The 21,180-nt window shown below is 72.9% G+C and carries 19 protein-coding genes and 1 tRNA gene; 7 read left to right on the top strand and 13 right to left on the bottom strand.

From position 1 onward, the window contains the following. Window positions 1-9 precede the first annotated feature (9 nt). Entirely contained in the window at window positions 10-360 is a 351-nt protein-coding gene (locus ABZY31_RS09160; RefSeq protein WP_356406502.1) for a WhiB family transcriptional regulator, read from the bottom strand. Window positions 361-745: 385 nt separating this feature from the next. Between ABZY31_RS09160 and ABZY31_RS09155 the strand changes: the two genes are divergently transcribed. Beyond that, window positions 746-3,058, top strand: coding sequence for a transglycosylase domain-containing protein (locus ABZY31_RS09155; RefSeq protein WP_356406499.1), 2,313 nt, complete (start codon window positions 746-748; stop codon window positions 3,056-3,058). 86 nt (window positions 3,059-3,144) lie between these two features. Here ABZY31_RS09155 and ABZY31_RS09150 read toward each other — a convergent pair whose 3' ends face one another. Continuing rightward, window positions 3,145-3,606, bottom strand: coding sequence for a GatB/YqeY domain-containing protein (locus ABZY31_RS09150; RefSeq protein WP_356406496.1), 462 nt, complete (start codon window positions 3,604-3,606; stop codon window positions 3,145-3,147). Window positions 3,607-3,673: 67 nt separating this feature from the next. On the opposite strand from ABZY31_RS09150, the gene ABZY31_RS09145 reads away from it, so the two are divergent. From ABZY31_RS09145 to ABZY31_RS09130, 4 genes are all read left to right on the top strand, one after another. After that, complete coding sequence (locus ABZY31_RS09145; protein WP_356406494.1) at window positions 3,674-4,612, top strand: metallophosphoesterase; 939 nt, start codon at window positions 3,674-3,676, stop codon at window positions 4,610-4,612. Window positions 4,613-4,724: 112 nt separating this feature from the next. Beyond that, window positions 4,725-4,798: transfer RNA gene (locus ABZY31_RS09140), tRNA-Pro, on the top strand. Between the two features lie 107 nt (window positions 4,799-4,905). Continuing rightward, window positions 4,906-6,420, top strand: a complete 1,515-nt coding sequence (locus ABZY31_RS09135) for a SulP family inorganic anion transporter (protein ID WP_356406491.1) — start codon at window positions 4,906-4,908, stop codon at window positions 6,418-6,420. 154 nt (window positions 6,421-6,574) lie between these two features. Continuing rightward, window positions 6,575-8,242, top strand: coding sequence for an FAD-dependent monooxygenase (locus tag ABZY31_RS09130; RefSeq protein ID WP_356406488.1), 1,668 nt, complete (start codon window positions 6,575-6,577; stop codon window positions 8,240-8,242). Between the two features lie 13 nt (window positions 8,243-8,255). Here ABZY31_RS09130 and ABZY31_RS09125 read toward each other — a convergent pair whose 3' ends face one another. The 4 genes from ABZY31_RS09125 to codA form a co-directional block, all read right to left on the bottom strand. After that, on the bottom strand, window positions 8,256-9,518 hold the full coding sequence (locus tag ABZY31_RS09125) for an SLC13 family permease (RefSeq protein ID WP_356406485.1): 1,263 nt from the start codon (window positions 9,516-9,518) through the stop codon (window positions 8,256-8,258). Window positions 9,519-9,657: 139 nt separating this feature from the next. Continuing rightward, complete coding sequence (locus ABZY31_RS09120) at window positions 9,658-10,176, bottom strand: DUF5956 family protein (protein WP_356406482.1); 519 nt, start codon at window positions 10,174-10,176, stop codon at window positions 9,658-9,660. Between the two features lie 89 nt (window positions 10,177-10,265). After that, entirely contained in the window at window positions 10,266-10,844 is a 579-nt protein-coding gene (locus ABZY31_RS09115) for an HD domain-containing protein (protein WP_356406479.1), read from the bottom strand. Window positions 10,845-10,884: 40 nt separating this feature from the next. Further along, window positions 10,885-12,207 (bottom strand): cytosine deaminase, encoded by a 1,323-nt coding sequence (gene codA, locus ABZY31_RS09110; protein WP_356406476.1) that lies wholly within the window; start codon window positions 12,205-12,207, stop codon window positions 10,885-10,887. Between the two features lie 146 nt (window positions 12,208-12,353). Between codA and ABZY31_RS09105 the strand changes: the two genes are divergently transcribed. Beyond that, window positions 12,354-14,138, top strand: a complete 1,785-nt coding sequence (locus tag ABZY31_RS09105) for a prolyl oligopeptidase family serine peptidase (RefSeq protein ID WP_356406820.1) — start codon at window positions 12,354-12,356, stop codon at window positions 14,136-14,138. Window positions 14,139-14,214: 76 nt separating this feature from the next. Beyond that, window positions 14,215-15,033, top strand: coding sequence for an SURF1 family protein (locus ABZY31_RS09100; RefSeq protein WP_356406473.1), 819 nt, complete (start codon window positions 14,215-14,217; stop codon window positions 15,031-15,033). Here the strand turns inward: ABZY31_RS09100 and ABZY31_RS09095 are convergent. The 7 genes from ABZY31_RS09095 to ABZY31_RS09065 form a co-directional block, all read right to left on the bottom strand. Beyond that, window positions 15,002-16,126 carry a hypothetical protein gene (locus tag ABZY31_RS09095; protein WP_356406471.1) on the bottom strand — a complete coding sequence of 375 codons (1,125 nt, stop codon included), beginning with the start codon at window positions 16,124-16,126 and terminating at the stop codon, window positions 15,002-15,004. The genes ABZY31_RS09100 and ABZY31_RS09095 overlap by 32 nt on opposite strands. After that, window positions 16,123-16,905 (bottom strand): SigE family RNA polymerase sigma factor, encoded by a 783-nt coding sequence (locus ABZY31_RS09090; protein ID WP_356406468.1) that lies wholly within the window; start codon window positions 16,903-16,905, stop codon window positions 16,123-16,125. The genes ABZY31_RS09095 and ABZY31_RS09090 overlap by 4 nt, the downstream gene beginning before the upstream one ends. 151 nt (window positions 16,906-17,056) lie before the next feature. Continuing rightward, window positions 17,057-18,130 carry an aspartate-semialdehyde dehydrogenase gene (locus tag ABZY31_RS09085; protein ID WP_356406465.1) on the bottom strand — a complete coding sequence of 358 codons (1,074 nt, stop codon included), beginning with the start codon at window positions 18,128-18,130 and terminating at the stop codon, window positions 17,057-17,059. Beyond that, a complete protein-coding gene (locus tag ABZY31_RS09080) occupies window positions 18,127-19,401 on the bottom strand; it encodes an aspartate kinase (RefSeq protein WP_351038010.1) in 1,275 nt (424 codons plus the stop codon). The genes ABZY31_RS09085 and ABZY31_RS09080 overlap by 4 nt, the downstream gene beginning before the upstream one ends. Window positions 19,402-19,519: 118 nt before the next feature. Next, window positions 19,520-20,176 (bottom strand): DUF5063 domain-containing protein, encoded by a 657-nt coding sequence (locus tag ABZY31_RS09075; RefSeq protein ID WP_356406462.1) that lies wholly within the window; start codon window positions 20,174-20,176, stop codon window positions 19,520-19,522. Continuing rightward, on the bottom strand, window positions 20,169-20,768 hold the full coding sequence (recR, locus tag ABZY31_RS09070) for a recombination mediator RecR (protein WP_356406460.1): 600 nt from the start codon (window positions 20,766-20,768) through the stop codon (window positions 20,169-20,171). Before recR ends, ABZY31_RS09075 begins: the two co-directional genes overlap by 8 nt. 54 nt (window positions 20,769-20,822) lie before the next feature. Further along, window positions 20,823-21,167 (bottom strand): YbaB/EbfC family nucleoid-associated protein, encoded by a 345-nt coding sequence (locus tag ABZY31_RS09065; protein ID WP_356406817.1) that lies wholly within the window; start codon window positions 21,165-21,167, stop codon window positions 20,823-20,825. Window positions 21,168-21,180 lie beyond the last annotated feature (13 nt).

The raw sequence follows: 21,180 nt of genomic DNA, 5'->3' as shown, positions 1-21,180 counted from the left end.
CGCGGGGGTCTACCCGGCTGCCGCGTACGTCTCGAACCGAAGATCAACCTCCCCCTCGACATCCACGGTGAGGATGCCCGTACTGCGCTCGTACTCCGTACGGGCGGTTTCGAGCAGCCGTCGCCACGAGGTGACGGTGGGGCGCCTGCGCAGCAGTGCGCGCCGCTCCCGCTCGGTCATTCCGCCCCACACGCCGAACTCCACGCGATTGTCGAGCGCATCGGCCAGGCATTCGGTCCGCACCGGACATCCGGTGCACACCGCCTTGGCCCTGTTCTGTGCCGCTCCTTGAACGAACAGTTCATCCGGATCGGTAGTGCGGCAGGCTGCCTGCGCACTCCAGTCGGTAACCCAGCCCATCCCGGCGCCGTCCTCTCCCGAATCGAGGCTCCCCCACGGCGGTAGCGGCATATTCACCGCTGCCAGTTGAGGACGTTACGGAAGGTGGACAGAGTGCAACACCCCCGTCGGGCCCAATCTTGAATGGTCCGAACGGACTATGGGTAAGCGGCAGATCACCCGACGGAGTGATCGGACGACATGCCCGACCATTCCGACAATTCGGGTGAATCGGCGGTAGGCCACCCGGAAGAGGGGCGAGATTCGGACAAGAGTTCACCCCATTCGGGAAGGGTGAAAATCGAGCCGCAGGGTTGATGTCGCGCCACACTGCTGTGACAGTTGTTGCCAGCTTAGGCCAAGGCATTCGCGTGTGTCCGGCGAATGAGAACGTAGGCTGCCCTCCATGGGAAAGAAGCGCTCAAGCGGAGGGCTCTCGGGGAGCCAACAGGCCGCCAGGTTCCTCGGTGTGTCCGTTCTCTCCGGAGTCGTGCTCGCCGGCATCGCGATCCCCGGCGCGGGCGCGCTGGGCCTCGCGGCCAAGGGCACGGTCGAGGGATTCGACGAGATCCCGGCCAATCTGAAGACACCGCCGCTGAGTCAGCGCACCACGATTCTGGACGCAGAGGGTGGCTTGATCGCCACTGTCTATTCACGGGACCGCCAGGTCGTCCCGCTCACCGCGATCTCGCCCTACATGCAGAAGGCGATCGTCGCGATCGAGGACTCGCGTTTCTACGAACACGGCGCGGTGGACCTCAAGGGCATCCTGCGCGCCGTGAACCGCAACGCGCAGGAGGGCGGCGCCGCACAGGGCGCCTCCACGCTCACGCAGCAGTACGTGAAGAACGTCTTCGTCGAAGAGGCCGGCGACGACGAGAGCAAGGTGCGCGAGGCACAGGAGAAGAGCCTCGGCCGCAAGATCCGCGAGCTGAAGTACTCGATCCAGGTCGAGGAGGAACTCGGGAAGAAGAAGATCCTCGAGAACTACCTCAACATCACGTACTTCGGCCAGCAGGCCTACGGGATCGAGTCGGCGGCGCAGCGCTACTTCAGCAAGCCCGCCAAGGACCTCACCCTGGACGAGGCCGCGCTGCTCGCGGGCATCGTCCAGTCGCCGAGCCGCTTCGACCCGGTCAACGACTCGGCCGAGTCCATGAAGCGCCGCAACGTCGTCCTCCAGCGGATGGCCGACATGAAGGACGTCTCCCAGGCGGAGGCGGACGCCGCGAAGGCCAAGCCGGTCACCCTGAAGGTGACCCGGCCGAAGAACGGCTGCATCACCGCCGTCAAGGGCGCGGGCTTCTTCTGCGACTACGTGCGCAACACCTTCCTGTCCGACCCGGTCTTCGGCAAGACCCGCGAGGAGCGGGCGAAGGTCTGGAACCAGGGCGGCCTGACCGTACGGACCACGCTGGACCCGCAGTCGCAGGAGGCGGCCAACGCCTCGATCAAGGAGCACGTCTACGCGGACGACTCGATCGCGACGGCCGTGACCATGGTCCAGCCGGGCACCGGCCGGGTGCTGGCGATGGGGCAGTCCAAGCCGTACGGCTTCGGGAAGAACGAGACGCAGATCAACTACTCCGTGGACAAGCGGATGGGCGGCTCCAACTTCGGCTTCCAGACGGGCTCCACCTTCAAGCCGTTCATCGCGGCCGCCGCGCTGGAGCGCGGGATGCAGCCGTCGAAGGTGTACCCGGCGCCGTACGAGATCGACTACCCGAGCCCGATCGCGCGCTGCGACGGCACGAACTACATCAACGAGCGCGACCCCAAGACCAGGAAGTACGAGAAGGCGCAGAACGAGACCGAGGACGAGTTCGGCCCGTACCCGCTGCGGACGGCGATGGAGAAGTCCATCAACACGTACTTCGTCCAGATGATCGGCGAGGTCGGGCTCTGCCCGGTGACCGAGATGACGCAGAAGCTGAACGTCGTCCCGGCCAGCGGCGAGAAGCTCCCCGAGTCCCCGTCCATCGCGCTCGGTTCCGCCGAGATGTCCCCGCTGACGATGGCCAACGCGTACGCCGCCTTCGCCAACCGGGGCGTGTACTGCACCCCCGTCGCGATCGAGGCGATCACGGACTCGCACAACAAGGCGCTCCAGGTGCCGAAGTCCAAGTGCGACCAGGCCATGTCGGAGACGACCGCCGACACCATCAACACCCTGCTGCGCGGGGTGGTCGACTCCGGTACCGGTGAGAAGGCCGGACTGTCCGACCGCGACAGCGCGGGCAAGACGGGTACCACCGACAGCCGCTACAACGCCTGGTTCGTCGGCTACACCCCGAACATGTCCGGTGCGGTGTGGGTCGGTTCGGGCGGTGCCAAGAAGATCTCGATGGAGGACATCACCATCGGCGGGCAGTACTACCCGAAGGTCTTCGGTGGTGGCCTGCCCGGCCCGATCTGGAAGGACGCCGTCTCGGGCGCGCTGTCCGGGCGCGAGTCCCCGATGTTCGCCACGGTCACCATCCCGGACGCCGGCAACCCGTCGGGCGGCAGCCGTGCCAACCCGACCCCGCCGAACCCGAACAAGCCGGGCCGCGGCAAGCCCGGGAAGCCGGGCGGCGACGGCAAGCCGGGTGACGGCAGGCCGGCCGGCCAGGCGCTCACGGGCGCGACCACCGGCGACCCGGGGTTCCCCGGCACCCCCGACCCCGGGATCAGCCTCCCGGCGGGCATCCTGGGCGAGCCGACGGGCCGTCGGCCGTAGCCGGCGCGTAGGGACGGAAGACGGAGGGCCCCGGTCGCATCGGCGACCGGGGCCCTCCTCGTGTTCCGTGGCGGGTTTCCCCTGCGTCAGGAGAGGTGCTTCTTGACGGTGGCGGCGACGCGGCCGCCCTCCGCCAGCCCGGCGACCTTCGGGTTCACGATCTTCATGACGGCGCCCATCGCCCGCGGCCCCTCGGCGCCCGCCGCCCGGGCCTCCTCGACGGCCGCGACCACGATCGCGGTCAGCTCGTCGTCACCGAGCTGCTTGGGGAGGTAGGCGTCGAGCACCTCGCCCTCCGCCAGCTCGCGCGCGGCCTGCTCGCTGCGGCCGCCCTGGGCGAAGGCCTCGGCGGCCTCGCGGCGCTTCTTCGCCTCCTTGGCGATCACCTTGAGGACGTCGTCGTCGGAGAGTTCGCGCGCTTCCTTGCCCGCGACCTCCTCCTTGGTGATGGCGGTGAGGGTCAGGCGCAGCGTGGCCGAACGGAGTTCGTCGCGCGCCTTGATGGCAACGGTGAGGTCTTCCCTGAGCTTGGCCTTGAGCGTGGTCATGGGTCGAGTCTGCCAGGTGAGAGGGCGTCGGCGCCCACCGGTTTCACCGGTCTGAGACGATGGGGCCATGCGCGCGCGTTACGGAATCCCCCTGAAGGTCACCGCCGGCATCGCCGCGGCCGGAGCAGCCGGGGTGGCCTACGCCGCCGGTTTCGAGGCCCGGTCCTTCCGGCTGCGCCGGGTGACCGTCCCGGTGCTCCCCCGGGGGATGCGGCCCCTGCGGGTCCTCCAGGTGTCCGACATCCACATGGTGTGCGGGCAGCGCAAGAAGCGCGCCTGGCTCCAGTCCCTGGCGGGGCTGCGGCCCGACTTCGTGATCAACACCGGCGACAACCTCTCGGACACCGACGGGGTGCCGGAGGTGCTGGACGCGCTGGGCCCCCTGATGGAGTTCCCGGGCGCGTACGTCTTCGGCTCGAACGACTACTACGGGCCGCGGCTGCGCAATCCGGGGCGCTACCTGATCGAGAAGGTCCAGGGCCGGCACGGGCTGAACGGCAACAAGCCGGTCGTCGGCGCCGTCCACAACCCGTGGGAGGACCTGCGGGACGCCTTCGACGGGGCCGGGTGGCTGAACCTCACCAACACCCGGGCGCGGATGAAACTGGACGGGCTGGAGCTGGCCTTCACCGGTCTGGACGACCCGCACATCAAGCGGGACCGCTACGAACGGGTGGCCGGCGGTCCGGAGGCGGACGCCGACTTCTCGCTCGCCGTCGTGCACGCCCCGTACCTGCGCACGCTGGAGGCCTTCACGGCGGACGGTTACCCGCTGATCCTCGCGGGGCACACCCACGGCGGGCAGCTGTGCGTCCCCTTCTACGGGGCCCTGGTCACCAACTGCGACCTGGACACGAAGCGGGTCAAGGGGCTCTCCACGCACGAGGCCGCCGGGCACCGCTCGTACCTGCACGTCTCGGCGGGCTGCGGCCAGAACCGGTTCACCCCGGTCCGCTTCGCCTGCCCGCCGGAGGCGACCCTGCTCACCCTGACCCCGGCGCCCTGAGCCGCGGGCACCCCGGGGGCTCCGCCCCCGCGAAAACCGGATTTCGTCTCCGGCCGACGGTCCGCTAAAGTAATCGATGTCGCCAGGGCAGCAACATCGCCAAGGCGGCGATCGGGGTGTAGCGCAGCTTGGCAGCGCGCTTCGTTCGGGACGAAGAGGTCGTGGGTTCAAATCCCGCCACCCCGACTTCGTAAGACGCAAGAGGCCTGATCCACTCGGTGGATCGGGCCTTTCGTGTCTTTTCCGCACGCCCTCCGCCGCTTCGGGCGTGCCCGAGCTTGAGGTCCGTATCCGTGTCTCCTTCTTCTTCCTCCATAACCGCCCGGCTGCCCGGCTTCCGTCGGCCCGGGCGGCCGGTCTGGTTCTCGCCGAAGGTCCTGCGGACCGAGGTGCTCGCCGGGCTGGTCGTCGCGCTCGCGCTGATCCCGGAGGCGATCTCCTTCTCGATCATCGCCGGGGTGGATCCGGCGATCGGGCTGTTCGCCTCGTGCACGATGGCCGTCGTGATCGCCTTCGTCGGCGGGCGGCCGGCGATGATCTCCGCCGCGACGGGCGCCGTGGCGCTCGTGATCGCCCCGTTGAACCGGGAGCACGGGCTGGGCTACCTGATCGCCGCCGTGATCCTGGCCGGCGTCTTCCAGATCGCGCTCGGCGCGCTCGGCGTGGCGAAGCTGATGCGGTTCGTGCCGCGCTCCGTGATGGTCGGCTTCGTCAACTCCCTCGCCATCCTGGTCTTCATGGCCCAGGTGCCCCAACTCGTCGGCGTGCCCTGGCCCGTCTACCCGCTGCTGGCGGCCGGGCTGGCGCTGATGGTGTTCTTCCCCCGGGTCACGAAGGCGGTTCCGGCGCCGCTCGTGTCGATCGCCGTCCTCACCGCCGTCACCGTCGCCGCGGGGATCGCGGTCCCGACCGTCGGTGACAAGGGGGCGCTGCCGTCCGCGCTGCCGGTGCCGGGGCTGCCGGACGTGCCGTTCACCCTCGACACGCTGGTCCTCGTCGCGCCGTACGCGCTGGCCATGGCGCTCGTCGGGCTGATGGAGTCGCTGATGACGGCCAAGCTGGTCGACGAGATCACCGACACGCGGTCCTCGAAGACGCGGGAGTCCGTCGGCCAGGGCGTGGCCAACATCGTCACCGGGTTCTTCGGCGGCATGGGCGGCTGCGCGATGATCGGCCAGACGATGGTCAACGTGAAGGTCTCGGGTGCCCGGACCCGGCTCTCGACCTTCCTCGCGGGCGCGTTCCTGATGGTGCTGTGCATCGTCTTCGGGCCGGTCGTCTCGGACATCCCGATGGCCGCCCTCGTCGCCGTCATGGTCATGGTCTGCTTCGCGACCTTCGACTGGCACTCCGTGGCGCCGAAGACGCTGAAGCGGATGCCCGCCGGGGAGATCGCCGTCATGCTCGTGACCGTCGCGTGCGTGGTCCTCAGCCACAACCTGGCCGTGGGCGTCGTCGTGGGGTCGGTCACCGCGATGGTCGTCTTCGCCCGGCGCGTCGCGCACCTCGCCCACGTCACCTCCGTCCTCGATCCGGAGGGCGGGCAGGTCGTCTACTGCGTGACCGGCGAGCTGTTCTTCGCCTCCTCCAACGAGCTGGTCGAGCAGTTCGACTACGCGGGCGATCCGGACCGGGTCGTCATCGACCTCTCCGCGGCCCACATCTGGGACGCTTCCTCCGTCGCCGCCCTCGACGCGGTCGAGCACCGCTACGCGCAGCGCGGCAAGAGCGTCGAGATCACCGGGCTGAACGGGCCCAGTGCCCGCCTGCACGGCACGCTCAGCGGTGAGCTGGCCGGCGGAAGCTGACCCTCCGCACGACGCGCGCCCGGCGTCCCCGGCCGGGCGCGGCCGCAGTCCCCCGCCGGCCGCGCCCGCCCGCCGGAGTGCCGGGTTCCGGGTCGCGGGTGACCATGGAGGGCGGGGGACCGCCCGCCGGGGGGCCGGATCCGGGGAGAAACCCATGTCGGAGACCTCCGCAGGAACCACGGACGTACTGGTGGCCGGGGCCGGTCCGGTCGGGCTGACGGCTGCGGCCGAGTTGCGGCGGCGCGGGGTCCGCTGCCGCCTCGTCGACCGGCTCCCGGCCCGGCTGCCGTACGCGAAGGCGGTGGGCATCCAGCCGCGCACCCTGGAGATCTGGGACCGGATGGGCTTCGTCCACGACGCCCTCGACCTGGCGGTCCCGCTGCGCGGGCAGCTGACGTACGTCGACGGCGCCGAGCAGCCGCGGCTCGACCTGGTGCTGCCGCCGGAGGTCCCCTACGGCTTCGCCGCACTGCCGCAGTACGAGACCGAGCGCCTCCTGGAGGCGTTCCTGAACCGCTTCGGGACCGGCATCGAGCGCTCCACCGAGCTGGTGTCCTTCACCCAGGACGCCGACGGGGTGACCTGCCTGCTGCGCACGCCCGCCGGGGAGGAGGAGGTCCGGACCCGGTTCCTGGTGGGCTGCGACGGCGCGCACAGCACCGTGCGCAAGGGGCTCGGGCTGGGCTTCGAGGGCGGTGCCTTCCCCGAGGAGTACATGCTCGCCGACGTGGAGGTCGCGTGGGACCTCCCGCACGGGTACGGGCTGCGCGCCATGCGCCGGGACGAGCGGGGCGACGTCGCCGACGTGCTCGTGTCCATCCCGCTGCCCGGCGCGGGCCGGTACCGGATGTCCATGAAGGTGCCGCCGGAACTGTCCGCTGCGGACGCCGCGGCCGGCGCCGGCGGGGGCGGGATCGCCCACGGCCTGGCCGGGGAGGGCGCCCGGGCTCCGCGCCTGGAGCACATCCAGGCCGTCCTGGACCGGCTGTCGCCGTGGCCGACGACCGCGGGCGCGATGCGCTGGTCCTCGGTGTTCCGGATCAGCCACCGGCTGGTGGACCGCTACGGGGAGGGGCGGGTCTTCGTCGCCGGGGACGCCGCGCACATCCATCCGCCGACCGGGGCGCAGGGCATGAACACCGGCATCCAGGACGCCTGGAACCTGGCCTGGAAGCTGGCGCTGGCCGTCGGGGACGCGGCCGGTCCGGGGCTGCTGGCGAGCTACGACGCCGAGCGCCGCCCGGTCGGCGAGGAGGTCGTCGGCCGCACCGTCCGGCACGCCGCCCAGGGGGTCCAGGCGGACCCGTCGGACCCGCGGACGACGCTGCTGCGCGAGGCCCAGCTGCTGGTCGGCTACCGGGGCAGCCCGCTCGTGGACGGGCCGGGGGCGGACGGCGCACCCGGCCCGCTGCCCGGCGACCGGGCGCCCGACTGCGGCGGCCTCCGCGGGGCGATCACCGCCTATCCGCTGCGCCTGTTCGACCTGCTGCGCGGCCGGGAGCACCTGCTGCTGCTGTACGGCCCCGGACCCGCCGCGGACGGTTTCGGCGAGCTGGCCTCCGCCGTGCGGGAGGGGTCGCCGGACGGCGCGCTCACGGCGTGCGCGGTGCTCCCCGAAGCGCAGGACGCGGACGGCGCGGACGGCGCCGCCGGGGCGCCGCTGCCCGTGTACCGCGACGCCCGGGGCGAGTTCGCCCTGATGTACGGCGTACGGGAGGCCACCGCGTTCCTGATCCGCCCGGACGGCTACCTCGCGGCGCGGCTCAGCCCGCCGGCGGTGGCCGAACTGCGCGGCTGCCTCGCGAAGGTGTTCGCGTCCTGAGCCCGGCCCCGCGTCACGCCGTGCCGGTGAGGCGCAGCGACAGCCACAGGGCGACGGTCGACAGGGCCAGCGCGGCCGGGGTGGTCAGCAGGCCGAGGCGGGTGAACTCGCCGAGCCGCACCTCGTGCTCGTGGTGGTGCGCGATGCGGCGCCACAGCAGGGTGGCGAGGGAGCCCGCGTAGGTGAGGTTCGGGCCGATGTTCACGCCCAGCAGGACGGCGAGCACGGCGCCCGGGCCGCCCGGCACGGCCAGGGGGACGAGGGCCAGTACCGCGGGCAGGTTGTTGATCAGGTTGGCCAGTACGGCGGCCAGCGCGGCCAGGCCGAGCAGCGCGGGCAGGGCGGAGCCGTCCGGGACGGCGTGCGCGAGGGCCGCGCCGAGCCCGTTGTCCACCAGCGCCCGTACGACGATGCCCAGGGCCAGGACGAAGGCGAGGAACGGCAGCGCGGCCGAGCGCACGATCGCGGCCGGGGTGGTGCGGCGCCGGGCCAGCGCCCGCACGCCCAGCACCAGGGCGCCCGCCGCGGCGGCCCAGGCCGGGTCCACGCCGACGGCGGAGGCCACGGCGAAGCCGGCCAGCGTCCCCGCGACGGTCAGCAGGGCGAACAGCGGGAGTTCGGGCGCCTCCAGGGCCTCCCGGCCGGCCGGTTCGGCGTCGAGGTCGGCGGCGAAGTAGCGGCGGAAGACCAGGTACTCGACGCCGATGGCGACCAGCCACGGCAGGGTCATCAGGGCCGCGAACCGGGTGAAGCTCAAGCCGCTCGCGGTGAAGGCGAGCAGGTTGGTGAGGTTGGAGACGGGCAGCAGCAGCGACGCGGTGTTGGACAGGTGGGCGCAGGCGAAGAGGTGCGGCGCGGGCCGGGCCCCCATGCGGGCGGCGGTGGCGAAGACGACCGGGGTGAGCAGGACGACGGTGGCGTCCAGGCTCAGCGCGGCGGTGATCAGCGAGGCGAGGACGAAGACCGCGCCGAGCAGGCGGCGGGGGCGCCGCGCCGACCAGCGGGCCATCCAGGTGCCGCAGGCGTGGAAGAGGCCTTCGTCGGCGCAGAGCTTCGCCAGGACGAGGACGGCGGCGAGGAAGCCGATGACCGGACCGAGGCGTTCGGCCTCCGCCCGGACCGCGTCCGCTCCGATGGCCCCGCAGCCGATGACCACGACCGCCGCCGGTACGGCGAAGAACGCCTCGGGGCGGCCGAAGGGGCGGACCACCGCGCACACCAGCACCACCAGCAACGCGGCCAGCGACACGGTGAAGGGGACGGCGTCGAAGGACATGCCCGCGATCATCTCAGCAGCGGGCGGCGCCCGCGGCCCGGGCCCTCGCCCCGCGGGCCGCCGCCCCGCGGGCCCGTGTCCCCCGGCCCTCGTCCCCCAGGCCCCTGCCCCCGGACCTGGTCACCGGGCCACCGCCCCCTCAGCCCGCCGCGTCCAGCAGCGCCGTCAGCTCGTCCCGGACCAGCTCCATGAACGCCCTGGTCGCCGCGGGCTCCACCGCGCGCTCCGCGGCCACCGCGTAGAGGTGCCCGAGGACGGCCTCCAGGTCCTCGAAGGGCCCCACCGGCCGCAGCAGCCACAGGCGACCCGCCGGCCGGGGCGGCAGACCGAGGCCGGCCAGGGTCGCGTCGGCCTCGGCGTCCATCCCGTGCAGGTCGGCGGCCGGGAGCGGCGCGCACTCGACGTCGGTGACCCGGCCGTGGCCGTCCAGCCGGGTCTCCACCGCCCAGCGGGTGGAGCGGTCGGCCACCCAGCACCGGGCGGCGGCGGGCCACACGTAGGGCAGGAACACCCACAGCGCCTGCTCGGGGGCGCTCTCCCAGCCGAGCACCTCCAGCTCGCGCACCTCGGGCAGCCGGTCCGGCTCCAGTTCGCTGCGCCCGGAGCGGCGCAGCGAGAGGGGGTGCGCGGTTCCGTCCTCGTCCCAGTCCCATGACATGGGCGCAGGCTACCGACGCCGGGGCCCCGCGGCCGGGAGGCCCACGGCGGGCGCAGCCGCGGCTGCGGCTGCGGCTGCGCCCGCGCGCGTCAGCCCAGCGGGTTCTTCGCGATCCGCTCCGCGATGCCGTTGGAGACCAGGCCGGCCGCCGAGCAGTGCGGCTTGCGCGCCGCCTGGTCCTCGAACAGGGCCAGGAAGGACGGACCGAACCCCGCCCGCGGGTAGGCGTCGAGCAGTTCGGCGCGGAAGCGCTCGTCGAACTCCTCCACCCGCAGGCCCGACACGTCGGCGCTCGTGCCCACCTGCAGGAGGTGGCTCTCCACGTCCTCGTCGGCCGTCACGTCCTCGCGCATGTGCCGCACGATGATCTCCTCGGCGCGGGCGCGCCGGGCCGGGGCCCAGCCGAGGCCCGCCGTCAGCACGCGGGCCACGTGGCCGCCCGCCTCCTCGAAGGGCAGGGTGTGGCTGTCGAAGGGCGCGGTCAGTCCCAGGTCGTGGAGGAGCGAGGCGACGTAGAACAGCTCCTCGTCGTACGCCAGGCCGTGCTCGGTGGCGTAGCGCGCGCCGAAGGCGTAGGAGCGCACGGAGTGGTTGAACAGCGCCTCGTCCGCATACTCCGCGGCGATCTCGCGCGCCGCCTCGGCCGATCGTCCCACTATGGTCCACATGTCGCTGGGTTCCCCTCCGCCTGACGCCGGTTGACGCTGGTCACTGTAGGCGGCGGGCGAAATCCACCGGTCGCGGGTCCTCTCCCGGCCAGCTCAGCCTGGTCGGCGCCACCGGGGTCTCGGCGAGGATGCGGCCGCGCGAGACGACGTGGCTCGGACGGACCTGGCGGCGCAGCGCCTCGGCGGGCGAAGGCGCGGGCAGCAGCACGAAGTTGGCGGGGGCGCCCTCCGCGATGCCGTACGCCTCGCCCTCCAGCCCGAGCACCCGGGCCGCGCGGTCCGTCACCATGGAGAACGCGGTGGGGATCTCGTCCGTTCCCGTCAGCTGGGCCGCGTACAGGCCCACCAGGGCGGTCTGGAGCGGGTTGCCGGTGCCCAGGGCGTTCCACGGGTCCATCACGTCGTCGTGCCCGAAGGCCACGTTGACCCCGGCCGCGAGCATCTCCTTTACCTGGGTGAGGCCGCGCCGGCGCGGGTAGGCGTCGAAGCGGCCCTGGAGGTTGAGGTTGGCGAAGGGGTTGCTGACCAGGTTGATCCCGGACCGCTCCAGCAGCCGCTGGAGCTTGTAGCTGTAGGCGCCGTTGTAGGAGCCCATCGCGGTGGTGTGGGAGGCGGTCGCCCGGCCGCGCAGGCCGGAGCGCAGCGCCAGGGTGGCCAGTACCTCCACGAACCGCGACTGCTCGTCGTCGATCTCGTCGCAGTGGGCGTCCACGGGCAGCCCGTGCCGCTCGGCGAGTTCGAAGGCGAAGCGCAGCGAGTCGACCCCGTCCTCGCGAGTGTCCTCGAAGTGCGGGATCGCGCCGATCACGTCCGCGCCGCGCACGACCGCCTCCCGCATCAGGCGTTCGCCGTCCGGGAAGGAGACGATGCCCTCCTGCGGGAAGGCCACGATCTGGAGGGTCATCACGTCGCGCACCCGGTCGCGGACCTCCGCGAGCGCGTCGAGCGCGGTCAGGGCGGGGTCGGTGACGTCGCAGTGCGTACGGACGTACAGCACGCCCTGGGCGGCCTGCCAGCGCAGCACCTCGGTGGCGCGCGCGACGACGTCCTCACGGGTCAGGGTCTTCTTGCGCTCGCTCCAGCGGGCGATGCCCTCCCAGAGGGTGCCGGAGGCGTTGGGGCGCGGCTCGCCCGCGGTCAGGGCGGTGTCCAGGTGGATGTGGGGCTCGACGAAGGGCGCGGTGAGCAGCCCGCCGTGCGCCTCGATCAGGGTCCCGGTCACCGGGGGTTCGCGCTCGTCGTCGTGCGGGATGAGGTGGGCGATCCGGCCGTCCTCGGCCACCTCGACGTCGACGAGGTCGGCGGCGACCGCGCCGCGGCCCTCTCCTGTGTGCAGCCGGGCACCCCGGACGATCATGCGCATACCGCGACGTTATAGCGGTACGGGTGCACGCGCGGCTGCATCCGGGCACCGCGCCGCCCGGTGCGGCGAGAATGGGACGCATGACCAGCGATGTGAGCAGCGACGTGAGCGACGCGAGCGCCCCGACCTCCAGTGCCCCGCCCGCGATGCCGGACTGGGAGAAGCGGTTCCGCGCACCCCGCGTCGGCCTGCCCGACTGGGCCGAGGACGCCCCGGACCGCAGCCTGTTCGTCTCCAACGCGACGGGGACCTACGAGCTGTACGCGTGGGACCGCGCCAGCGGCACGCAGCGCCAGGCCACCGACCGTCCCAACGGCACCACCGACGGCACCCTCTCCCCCGACGGCAACTGGATCTGGTGGTTCTCCGACACCGACGGCGACGAGTTCGGCGTCTGGGTGCGCCAGCCCTTCGAGGGCGGTCCCGACGAGCCCGCGACCCCCGGTCTGGAGCCGTCCTACCCGGGCGGTCTGGCCATCGGCCGGGACGGCACCGCGGTGGTGGGCCGCTCCACCGACGAGGACGGCTCGACGCTGCACGTCGTGCGCCCCGGCGCGGAGCCGGTGGAGATCTACCGCCACCCCGAGTCGGCGGGCGTGGGCGACCTCTCCCGCGACGGCACCCTCGTCGTGATCGAGCACACCGAGCACGGCGACGCCATGCACTCCTCGCTGCGCGTGGTCACCCTGGACGGGGCGACCGTGGCCGAACTGGACGACACCAAGGGCGGCACCGAGGAACTGGGCCTGTCCGCGCTCGGTTTCGCGCCGGTCGCCGGCGACACCCGGCTGCTGGTGGGCCACCAGCGGCGCGGCCGCTGGGAGCCGATGGTGTGGGACGTCGCCGCGGGCACCCAGGAGGACCTGGAGATCGACCTGCCGGGCGACGTGAGCGCCGAGTGGTACCCGGACGGCACCGCCCTGCTGATCGCCCACGAGTTCGAGGCGCGCGGCGAGCTGTGGCGCTACGACCTCGCGACGCGGGAGCTGCTGCGGGTGGACACCCCGCGCGGTACGGTCTCGGGCGCGACCGCCCGCCCCGACGGCACCGTCGAGTACCAGTGGTCCTCGGCCGCCGAGCCCGCCTCGGTACGGTCCACCACCGGCGCGGTGGTGCTGGACCCGCCCGGTTTCCGGCCGCCGGGCTCGGTGCCCGTCGAGGACGTGTGGGTGGAGGGCCCCGGCGGGCGGATCCACGCGCTGGCGCAGCGCCCGGCCGGGCACGGCGAGGGCCCCTTCCCGACCGTCTTCGAGGTCCACGGCGGGCCCACCTGGCACGACAGCGACGCCTTCGCCGCCACCCCCGCGGCCTGGCTGGACCACGGCTTCGCGGTGGTCCGGGTCAACTACCGGGGCTCGACCGGCTACGGGCGCGAGTGGACCGACGCGCTCAAGCACCGGGTCGGCCTGATCGAGCTGGAGGACATCGACGCGGTGCGCGTCTGGGCGGTGGAGTCCGGGCTCGCCGATCCCGCGCGCCTGGTGCTGTCCGGCGGCTCGTGGGGCGGCTACCTGACCCTGCTGGGCCTGGGCACCCAGCCCGAGGTGTGGGCGGTGGGGCTGGCCGCGGTGCCCGTCGCCGACTACGTGGCGGCGTACGAGGACGAGATGGAGCCGCTCAAGGCCCTGGACCGGACCCTCTTCGGGGGGACGCCCGAGGAGGTGCCCGAGCGCTTCACCGCCTCGTCCCCGCTGACGTACGTGGACGCGGTGCGCGCGCCCGTACACATCGCGGCGGGCGTCAACGACCCGCGCTGCCCGATCCGGCAGATCGACAACTACGTCGAGCGGCTGGCGGCGCGCGGCGCCGAACACGAGGTCTACCGCTACGACGCCGGACACGGCTCGCTGGTCGTGGAGGAGCGGATCAAGCAGGTCCGGATGGAGCTGGACTTCGCGCTGAAGCACCTGCCGCGGGGCGCCGCGCTCTGACGGCCCGCCCGGCGGCCCGGCCCCGCGCCGGCGACCCGGGACCGAGGGAGCGGTGCACCCCCCGTACCGTGGTGGGGTGCACCGGTTTCTCCTGACCCCGCGCTGGTGGGGGATCAACGTCTTCGTCGTGCTGGCCGTCCCCTTCTGCCTGTTCATGGGGACGTGGCAGCTCGGCCGGTTCGAGGACCGCGTCGGCAGCCACCGGGAGGCGTCCGCCGCGCGGCCCGCCGACCGCGCCGCCGCCCCGCTGGACTCCCTGCTCCCGGTGGACACCCGGACCTCGGGGCGCCTGGCCTCCGTCTCCGGCACCTACGCCGAACAGCTGCTGGTCCCGGACCGGCAGCTCGACGGGAGGACCGGCTTCTACGTGCTGACCCTGCTGCGCACCGACGGCGGCAAGGCGGTCCCGGTGGTCCGCGGCTGGCTCCCGGGGGCCCCCGACGCGGCCCGGGCCCCGGCTCCGCCGGCCGGGCGGGTCGAGGTCACCGGCGTCCTCCAGGCCTCGGAGAGCTCCAGCAGCAAGGGCGTCCACTCCCAGGGCGGACTGCCCGCCGGTCAGCTCGGCGTGATCGGGGCCGCCTCGCTGGTGAACCTGGTGCCCTACGGCCTGTACGACGCCTGGCTGACCGTGCCGACGGCGGCGGACGGCATGACCGCGGTACCGGCGACGGCTCCGGTGAACACCGGGCTCGACCTCAAGGCCTTCCAGAACCTCGGCTACACCGGCGAGTGGTTCGTCTTCGCGGCCTTCGTCCTCTTCATGTGGTTCCGGCTCTACCGGCGCGAGGTGGAGACCCTGCGCGACGCGGAGGCCGGACTGCTGACCGGGGCGGCCGCCGACGGGAGCGCCGCCCCCGCGCCCGCTACGGCGTCGGCGCCGCGTCCAGCGCGATGACGCCCGTGCGGTAGAGCGTCCCCCCGCAGGCCGCGGGGAGGGTGGTCCGGGTGGCCGGCGCGCCCGGCTGGACGGTGTGCGTGACCGCGATCCCGGCGCCCTGCGGGGTCGGCGAGGCGCTCGGCTGCGCGCCCGTCCCGCTGTCGGCGTCCGCCCGCGCGCCCGTGTCCTGGGCGGTGCCGGCCGGCGGGGTCTTGGTCCCCGGCTCCGCGGTGGCGCCCGTGCAGGGGGTGTCGGGCACCCACGCGAAGCGCACCTCGTAGCCCGCGGCCGGCTGGAGGATGAGGCCGGGCGTCTCCACCGCCGGGTCCGGCAGTCCGGTCGCCGGGTCGCCCGCCGTGTGGGCGAGGACCGTGACGGCGGTCTTGCCGGTGGCCGCGCCCGATGCCGGGGCGGCCGTGACGGTGTCGGCGCCGGTGACCGTACAGCCCGCCGCGGAGACGTTCGTGACGCGGAAGCTGCCGTACACCTTGCCGTCCGCCTCCGCGCCGCGCGCGCTCGCGACCACACCGAGCTGGGCGTCGGCGCAGCCGGGCAGGCCCGCGGCCGCGGGGGGCAGCGGGCCGCCGCCGGTCGCGGCGCCCGTGGCGGCCGGGCCGGTGCCTGCCCCGCCGACGGCCTGCGCCGACGCCGCGGGGCCCGGGGTGCTGTCGGCGCCGCCCGCGCCCTGGCCGGGGGCCGGGGGCTGCGCGGTCGCGGGGGCCTCGCCGCCACCGGCGGCGTGCGGGTCGGAGGAGCCGCCGCCGGGTTCGCCCTCGGCGGCGGCGCCGTGGCCCGCCATCGCCGGGTGGTCGCCGGGCGGGCTCTCGGCCGCCGTCAGGTGCATCGCGGCCGGGACCGCGGTACCGCAGAGCAGCACGGCCGCGGCGGCGCCGATGACCGCGCGGCGCTTGCGGGCCCGGCGGACCGGGACGGCGTGGCGCAGGCGCTCCAGCGCGCCGTCCGAGGGCGCCAGGCCCCCGACGGCTCCGTGCAGCAGCCCGCGCAGGTCGTCCGGTCCGAGGGGGCCGGGCGACCCGGGGGCGCGGTCGTGGTCGTGGCCGCCGGGTTGCTCGTCGTGCGTCCCGCCGGACCGGTTCACCTGGTCGTTCATGACTGCGCAGCCTCCATCGCCACCCGCAGCGCGGCAATGCCCCGCGATCCGTACGCCTTCACCGAGCCCAGGGATATCCCGAGGGTCTCGGCGACCTGGGCCTCCGTCATGTCCGCGAAGTAGCGCAGCACCAGCACCTCGCGCTGGCGGCGTTGCAGTCCCCGCATGGACTTGATCAGGTCGTCCCGCTCCAGCTGCTCGTACGCGCCCTCTTCGGCGCTCGCCATGTCGGGCATCGGCTTCGACAGCAGCTTGAGGCCGATGATGCGGCGGCGCAGCGCGGAGCGCGAGAGGTTCACGACGGTCTGGCGCAGGTACGCCAGGGTCTTCTCCGGTTCGCGGACCCGGCTGCGCGCGGAGTGCACCCGGATGAACGCCTCTTGGACCACGTCCTCGCAGGAGGCGGTGTCGTCGAGCAGCAGCGCGGCCAGGCCCAGCAGGGAGCGGTAGTGCGCCTGGTAGGTGGCGGTGAGGTGGTCGACGGTGGTCCCGACGGCCGGGGCGGCCTCTGCGGCCTCGGCGGCCACCGGCCGGACCGCCGCCTCGCCCGTGGCGGGAGCCGCCGGGGGCACGGCGGAGCCGTCACGCGGGGAGGGCACGAGCACCCCCCTGGCCTTCGCGGCGGGCACGGCCGGCGCGCCGGAGCCCGGCGTTCCCGCCGGAAGGGGCACGATCACCGCAAAGCCGTCGGCGGCGCCGGAGCGCGGTGAGCGCCGCCGGACCGGAAGGATCGCGGGGCGCACCGGTGGAGCCACGAAGTCGAGCAATGCCTCTGCCACGCCAGTTGGACACGCGTCCCCCGGTCAGGGTTGTACGCGTGCGGCAGCCTCACCAGCATTGTGTCGCCCGCCCTCATGCGTAACCGCTCTTCGCCTTGATCAGGGGATCGCACCCGTCGATCAGGGGATCACACCGATCCTACAAAGCGAATTACGCGAATTCACCAGCGATCAGTTCCGCGATCTGGATGGCGTTCAGTGCCACGCCCTTACGGAGATTGTCGGCGCACACGAAGAACTCCAGCGCACGGGGGTCGTCCAGGGACACCCGCACCCGTCCCACCCAGGCCGGATCGGTGCCCGCGGCGTCCACGGGCGTGGGGAACTCCCCCGCGGCCGGGTCGTCCACGAGGACCACGCCGGGGGCCGCCTCCAGGACCTCGCGGGCCCGCACCGGCTCGACCGGTTCCCCAAAGGCGGCCCGCACCGTCAGCGAGTGCCCGGTCATCACCGGTACCTGGACGCAGGTCACGGCCACCGCGAGGGCGTCGAGTTCCAGGATCCGGCGGACCTCCGCCCGGACCGCCAGCTCGTGCGAGGACCAGCCGTCCGCGCGCAGTTCACCGGACCAGGGCACGACGTTCAGGGCGAGCGGGCCCTCGAAGGGCCCGGTGTCCTCGCCCACGGCCCGGCGCACGTCCCCGGTGTGCTCGCCCAGCGCGGTCCCGGCGACCAGGGCCAGCTGGCGGCGCAGGGTCTCGGCTCCGGCCCGGCCCTCGGCGCTCGCGGCCTGGTACGAGGAGACGACCAGCCCGGTCAGCCGGTACTCGGCGTGCAGCGCGCCCACGGCCGCGATCATCGCGGCCGTGACGGAGTCCGGCCCGGCGACGATCCCGCGGGGGCGCTTGCGCAGCGCGTGCGCGTTGATCTCGGGCACCACCAGCGGCACGTCGGGATCGTCGCGGAAGGCCGCGGAGTGGTCGACGACGGCGGCGCCGCGGGCGGTCACCACGGGCGCCCAGCGGGCCGACACCTCGGCCGGGGTGAGGAAGAGCGCGACGTCGCCCGGGCCGAGGCCCTCGAAGGCGTCCTCGGTGAGGGCGAGCACCTCGCTCTCCTCCCCGCGCACGGTCAGCCGCCGGCCGGCCGAGCGCGAGGAGGCGATCAAGCTGATCCGGCCCCAGACGTCCGCCCGCTGGGACAGCATCCGGAGCAGGACGGAGCCGACCGCTCCGGTCGCCCCGACCACGGCCAGCGCCGGGGCGGACGACCGGTCGGCGGTCATCGTCCGGTGCCTCCGTAGACGACGGCCTCGTCGCTGTCGGAGTCGAGGCCGAAGGCCGAGTGCACGGCGCGGACGGCTTCGTTGACGTCGTCCTGGCGGGTGACCACCGAGATGCGGATCTCGGAGGTCGAGATCAGCTCGATGTTGACGCCCGCGTCGGACAGGGCCTGGAAGAACGAGGCGGTGACGCCGGGGTTCGTCTTCATGCCCGCGCCGACCAGGGAGATCTTGCCGATCTGGTCGTCGTAGCGCAGGGAGTCGAAGCCGATCGCGCCCTTCGCCTTCTCCAGGGCGTCGATGGCCTTGTGGCCCTCGGACTTGGGGAGGGTGAAGGAGATGTCCGTCAGGCCGGTGGAGGCGGCGGACACGTTCTGCACGATCATGTCGATGTTGATCTCGGCGTCCGCGATGGCGCGGAAGATGGCCGCGGCCTCGCCCGGCTTGTCCGGCACCCCGACGACCGTGATCTTGGCTTCGGAGACGTCGTGAGCGACTCCGGAGATGATGGCGTGCTCCACCGGCTCGTCCCCTTGCGGATTCTCGTTGCTGACCCAGGTCCCGCGCAGTCCGGAGAAGGACGAGCGGACGTGGATCGGGATGTTGTATCGGCGCGCGTACTCCACGCAGCGGTGCAGCAGCACCTTGGAACCGGAGGCGGCCAGTTCCAGCATGTCCTCGGAGGAGATCCAGTCGATCTTCCGGGCCTTCTTCACGACGCGGGGGTCCGCGGTGAAGACGCCGTCGACGTCGGTGTAGATCTCGCAGACCTCGGCGTCGAGCGCCGCGGCCAGGGCGACGGCGGTCGTGTCCGACCCGCCGCGGCCGAGGGTGGTGATGTCCTTGCTGTCCGCCGAGACGCCCTGGAAACCGGCGACGATGGCGATGTTGCCCTCGTCCAGCGCGGTGCGGATCCGGCCCGGCGTGACATCGATGATGCGCGCTTTGTTGTGGACCGAGTCGGTGATCACGCCCGCCTGGCTGCCGGTGAACGACTGGGCCTCGTGGCCCAGGTTTTTGATCGCCATGGCCAGCAGGGCCATGGAGATCCGCTCCCCGGCGGTGAGCAGCATGTCGAATTCACGCCCGGCAGGCATCGGGGACACCTGCTCGGCGAGATCGATCAGCTCGTCCGTCGTGTCGCCCATCGCGGACACCACGACGACGACCTGGTGGCCGTCCTTCTTGGCGTCGACGATCCTCTTGGCGACCCGCTTGATGCCCTCGGCATCCGCTACGGAGGAGCCTCCGTACTTCTGCACGACTAGGCCCACGTGCGCTCCTCGATCAAGTCCGTCTGTTTGCGGGTGCAGTCTAACGAGCGGCCGCGATCCGACCGCCCCGTACCACATCATGAGACGAAGAGATCAAAAAATAAGTTCCCGGTCCGCGCTACTTGTCGCGCAGGCCGAGCGGGCCCGCGAGCTCCTGCGCCATCACCAGTCCGGCCTGCTCCGCGAGGTCCTCGTCCGTCAGGTCCTCGTCCGTGTCCAGGCCGTCCAGCTCCTGGAGCGGCTGGTCGAGGCGGACGTGCGCGACGAGCGACTGCAGGGCCCGCAGCGTGGCCGAGGCGGTCGATCCCCAGTTGGAGAAGTACGAGAACTGCCACCACCACAGGGCCTCGGCGGTGCGCCCCGCCCGGTAGTGCACCAGGCCGTGCCGCAGGTCCGCGACCACGTCGGCGAGGTCGTCCGAGATCCGGTGCGCGACCGGCGCCTTGCGCGGCTCGTACGGGTCGAAGACCTCCGAGTACACGTCGACCGGGTCCAGCATCAGGGCGAACCGCTCGCGCAGCTCGTCCACGCCCGGCTCCGGCCCGATGTCCGGCTCGTAGCGCTCGTCGGGCACGACGTCCTGGTACGCCCCCAGCCGGCCTCCCGCCAGCAGCAGCTGGGAGACCTCCAGCAGCAGGAACGGCACCGCGCTGTCCGGGTCCTCGCCCTTGGCCACCTCGGTGACCGCGACGATGAAGGACTCGATCTGGTCGGAGATCTGGACGGCGAAGTCGTCCGGATCCTGGCCCACGGCGTGCAGCGTTGCGTCAGACATCGAGAAGTCGCCTTCCTTCAAAGGCCCGCCCGAGCGTGACCTCGTCCGCGTACTCCAAGTCTCCCCCCACGGGGAGCCCGCTGGCCAGGCGGGTCACCTTCAGGCCCATGGGCTTGATCATGCGGGCGAGGTACGTCGCCGTCGCCTCGCCCTCCAGGTTCGGGTCGGTGGCGAGGATCAGCTCGGTCACCGTCCCGTCCGCGAGGCGCGCCAGCAGCTCGCGGATGCTCAGGTCCTCGGGGCCGACGCCCTCGATCGGGCTGATCGCGCCGCCCAGGACGTGGTACCGGCCCCGGAACTCACGCGTCCGCTCGATCGCGACGACGTCCTTCGACTCCTCGACCACGCAGATCACGGTGAGGTCCCGGCGCGGGTCGCGGCAGATGTTGCACCGCTCCTCCTGCGCCACGTTCCCGCACACCGCGCAGAACCGGACCTTGTCCTTGACCTCCAGCAGCGTGTGCGCGAGGCGGCGGACGTCGGCCGGCTCGGCCTGCAGGATGTGGAAGGCGATCCGCTGCGCGCTCTTGGGCCCGACGCCGGGCAGCCTGCCCAGTTCGTCGATCAGGTCCTGGACCACGCCTTCGTACAACGGACTGCCTTCTTTCGTCGTCGCCCCGGACCACGACGGTCCGGGAGGGGGAGCTTAGAACGGGAGGCCGGGAATGCCGCTGCCGCCGCCCAGGCCCTGTGCCAGCGGGCCCAGCTTCTCGGCCTGGAGCGCCTGCGCGTTCTCGTTGGCCGCCTGGACGGCCGCGACCACCAGGTCGGCGAGCGTCTCGGTGTCCTCGGGGTCCACGGCCTTCGGGTCGATCACCAGTGCGCGCAGCTCGCCGGAGCCGGTGACGGTGGCCTTGACCAGGCCCCCGCCCGCCTGGCCGTCGACCTCGGTGCGGGCCAGTTCCTCCTGGGCCGCGGCGAGGTCCTGCTGCATCTTCTGGGCCTGCTGGAGCAGCTGCTGCATGTTGGGCTGGCCACCGCCGGGGATCACTGTCACTCACTCC

It is taken from the genome of Streptomyces sp. NPDC006529, assembly GCF_040611795.1.
Lineage (GTDB): Bacteria > Actinomycetota > Actinomycetes > Streptomycetales > Streptomycetaceae > Streptomyces.
Note: the sequence above shows the minus strand (reverse complement) of the source record. Positions and strands in the feature narration are given on the sequence as shown.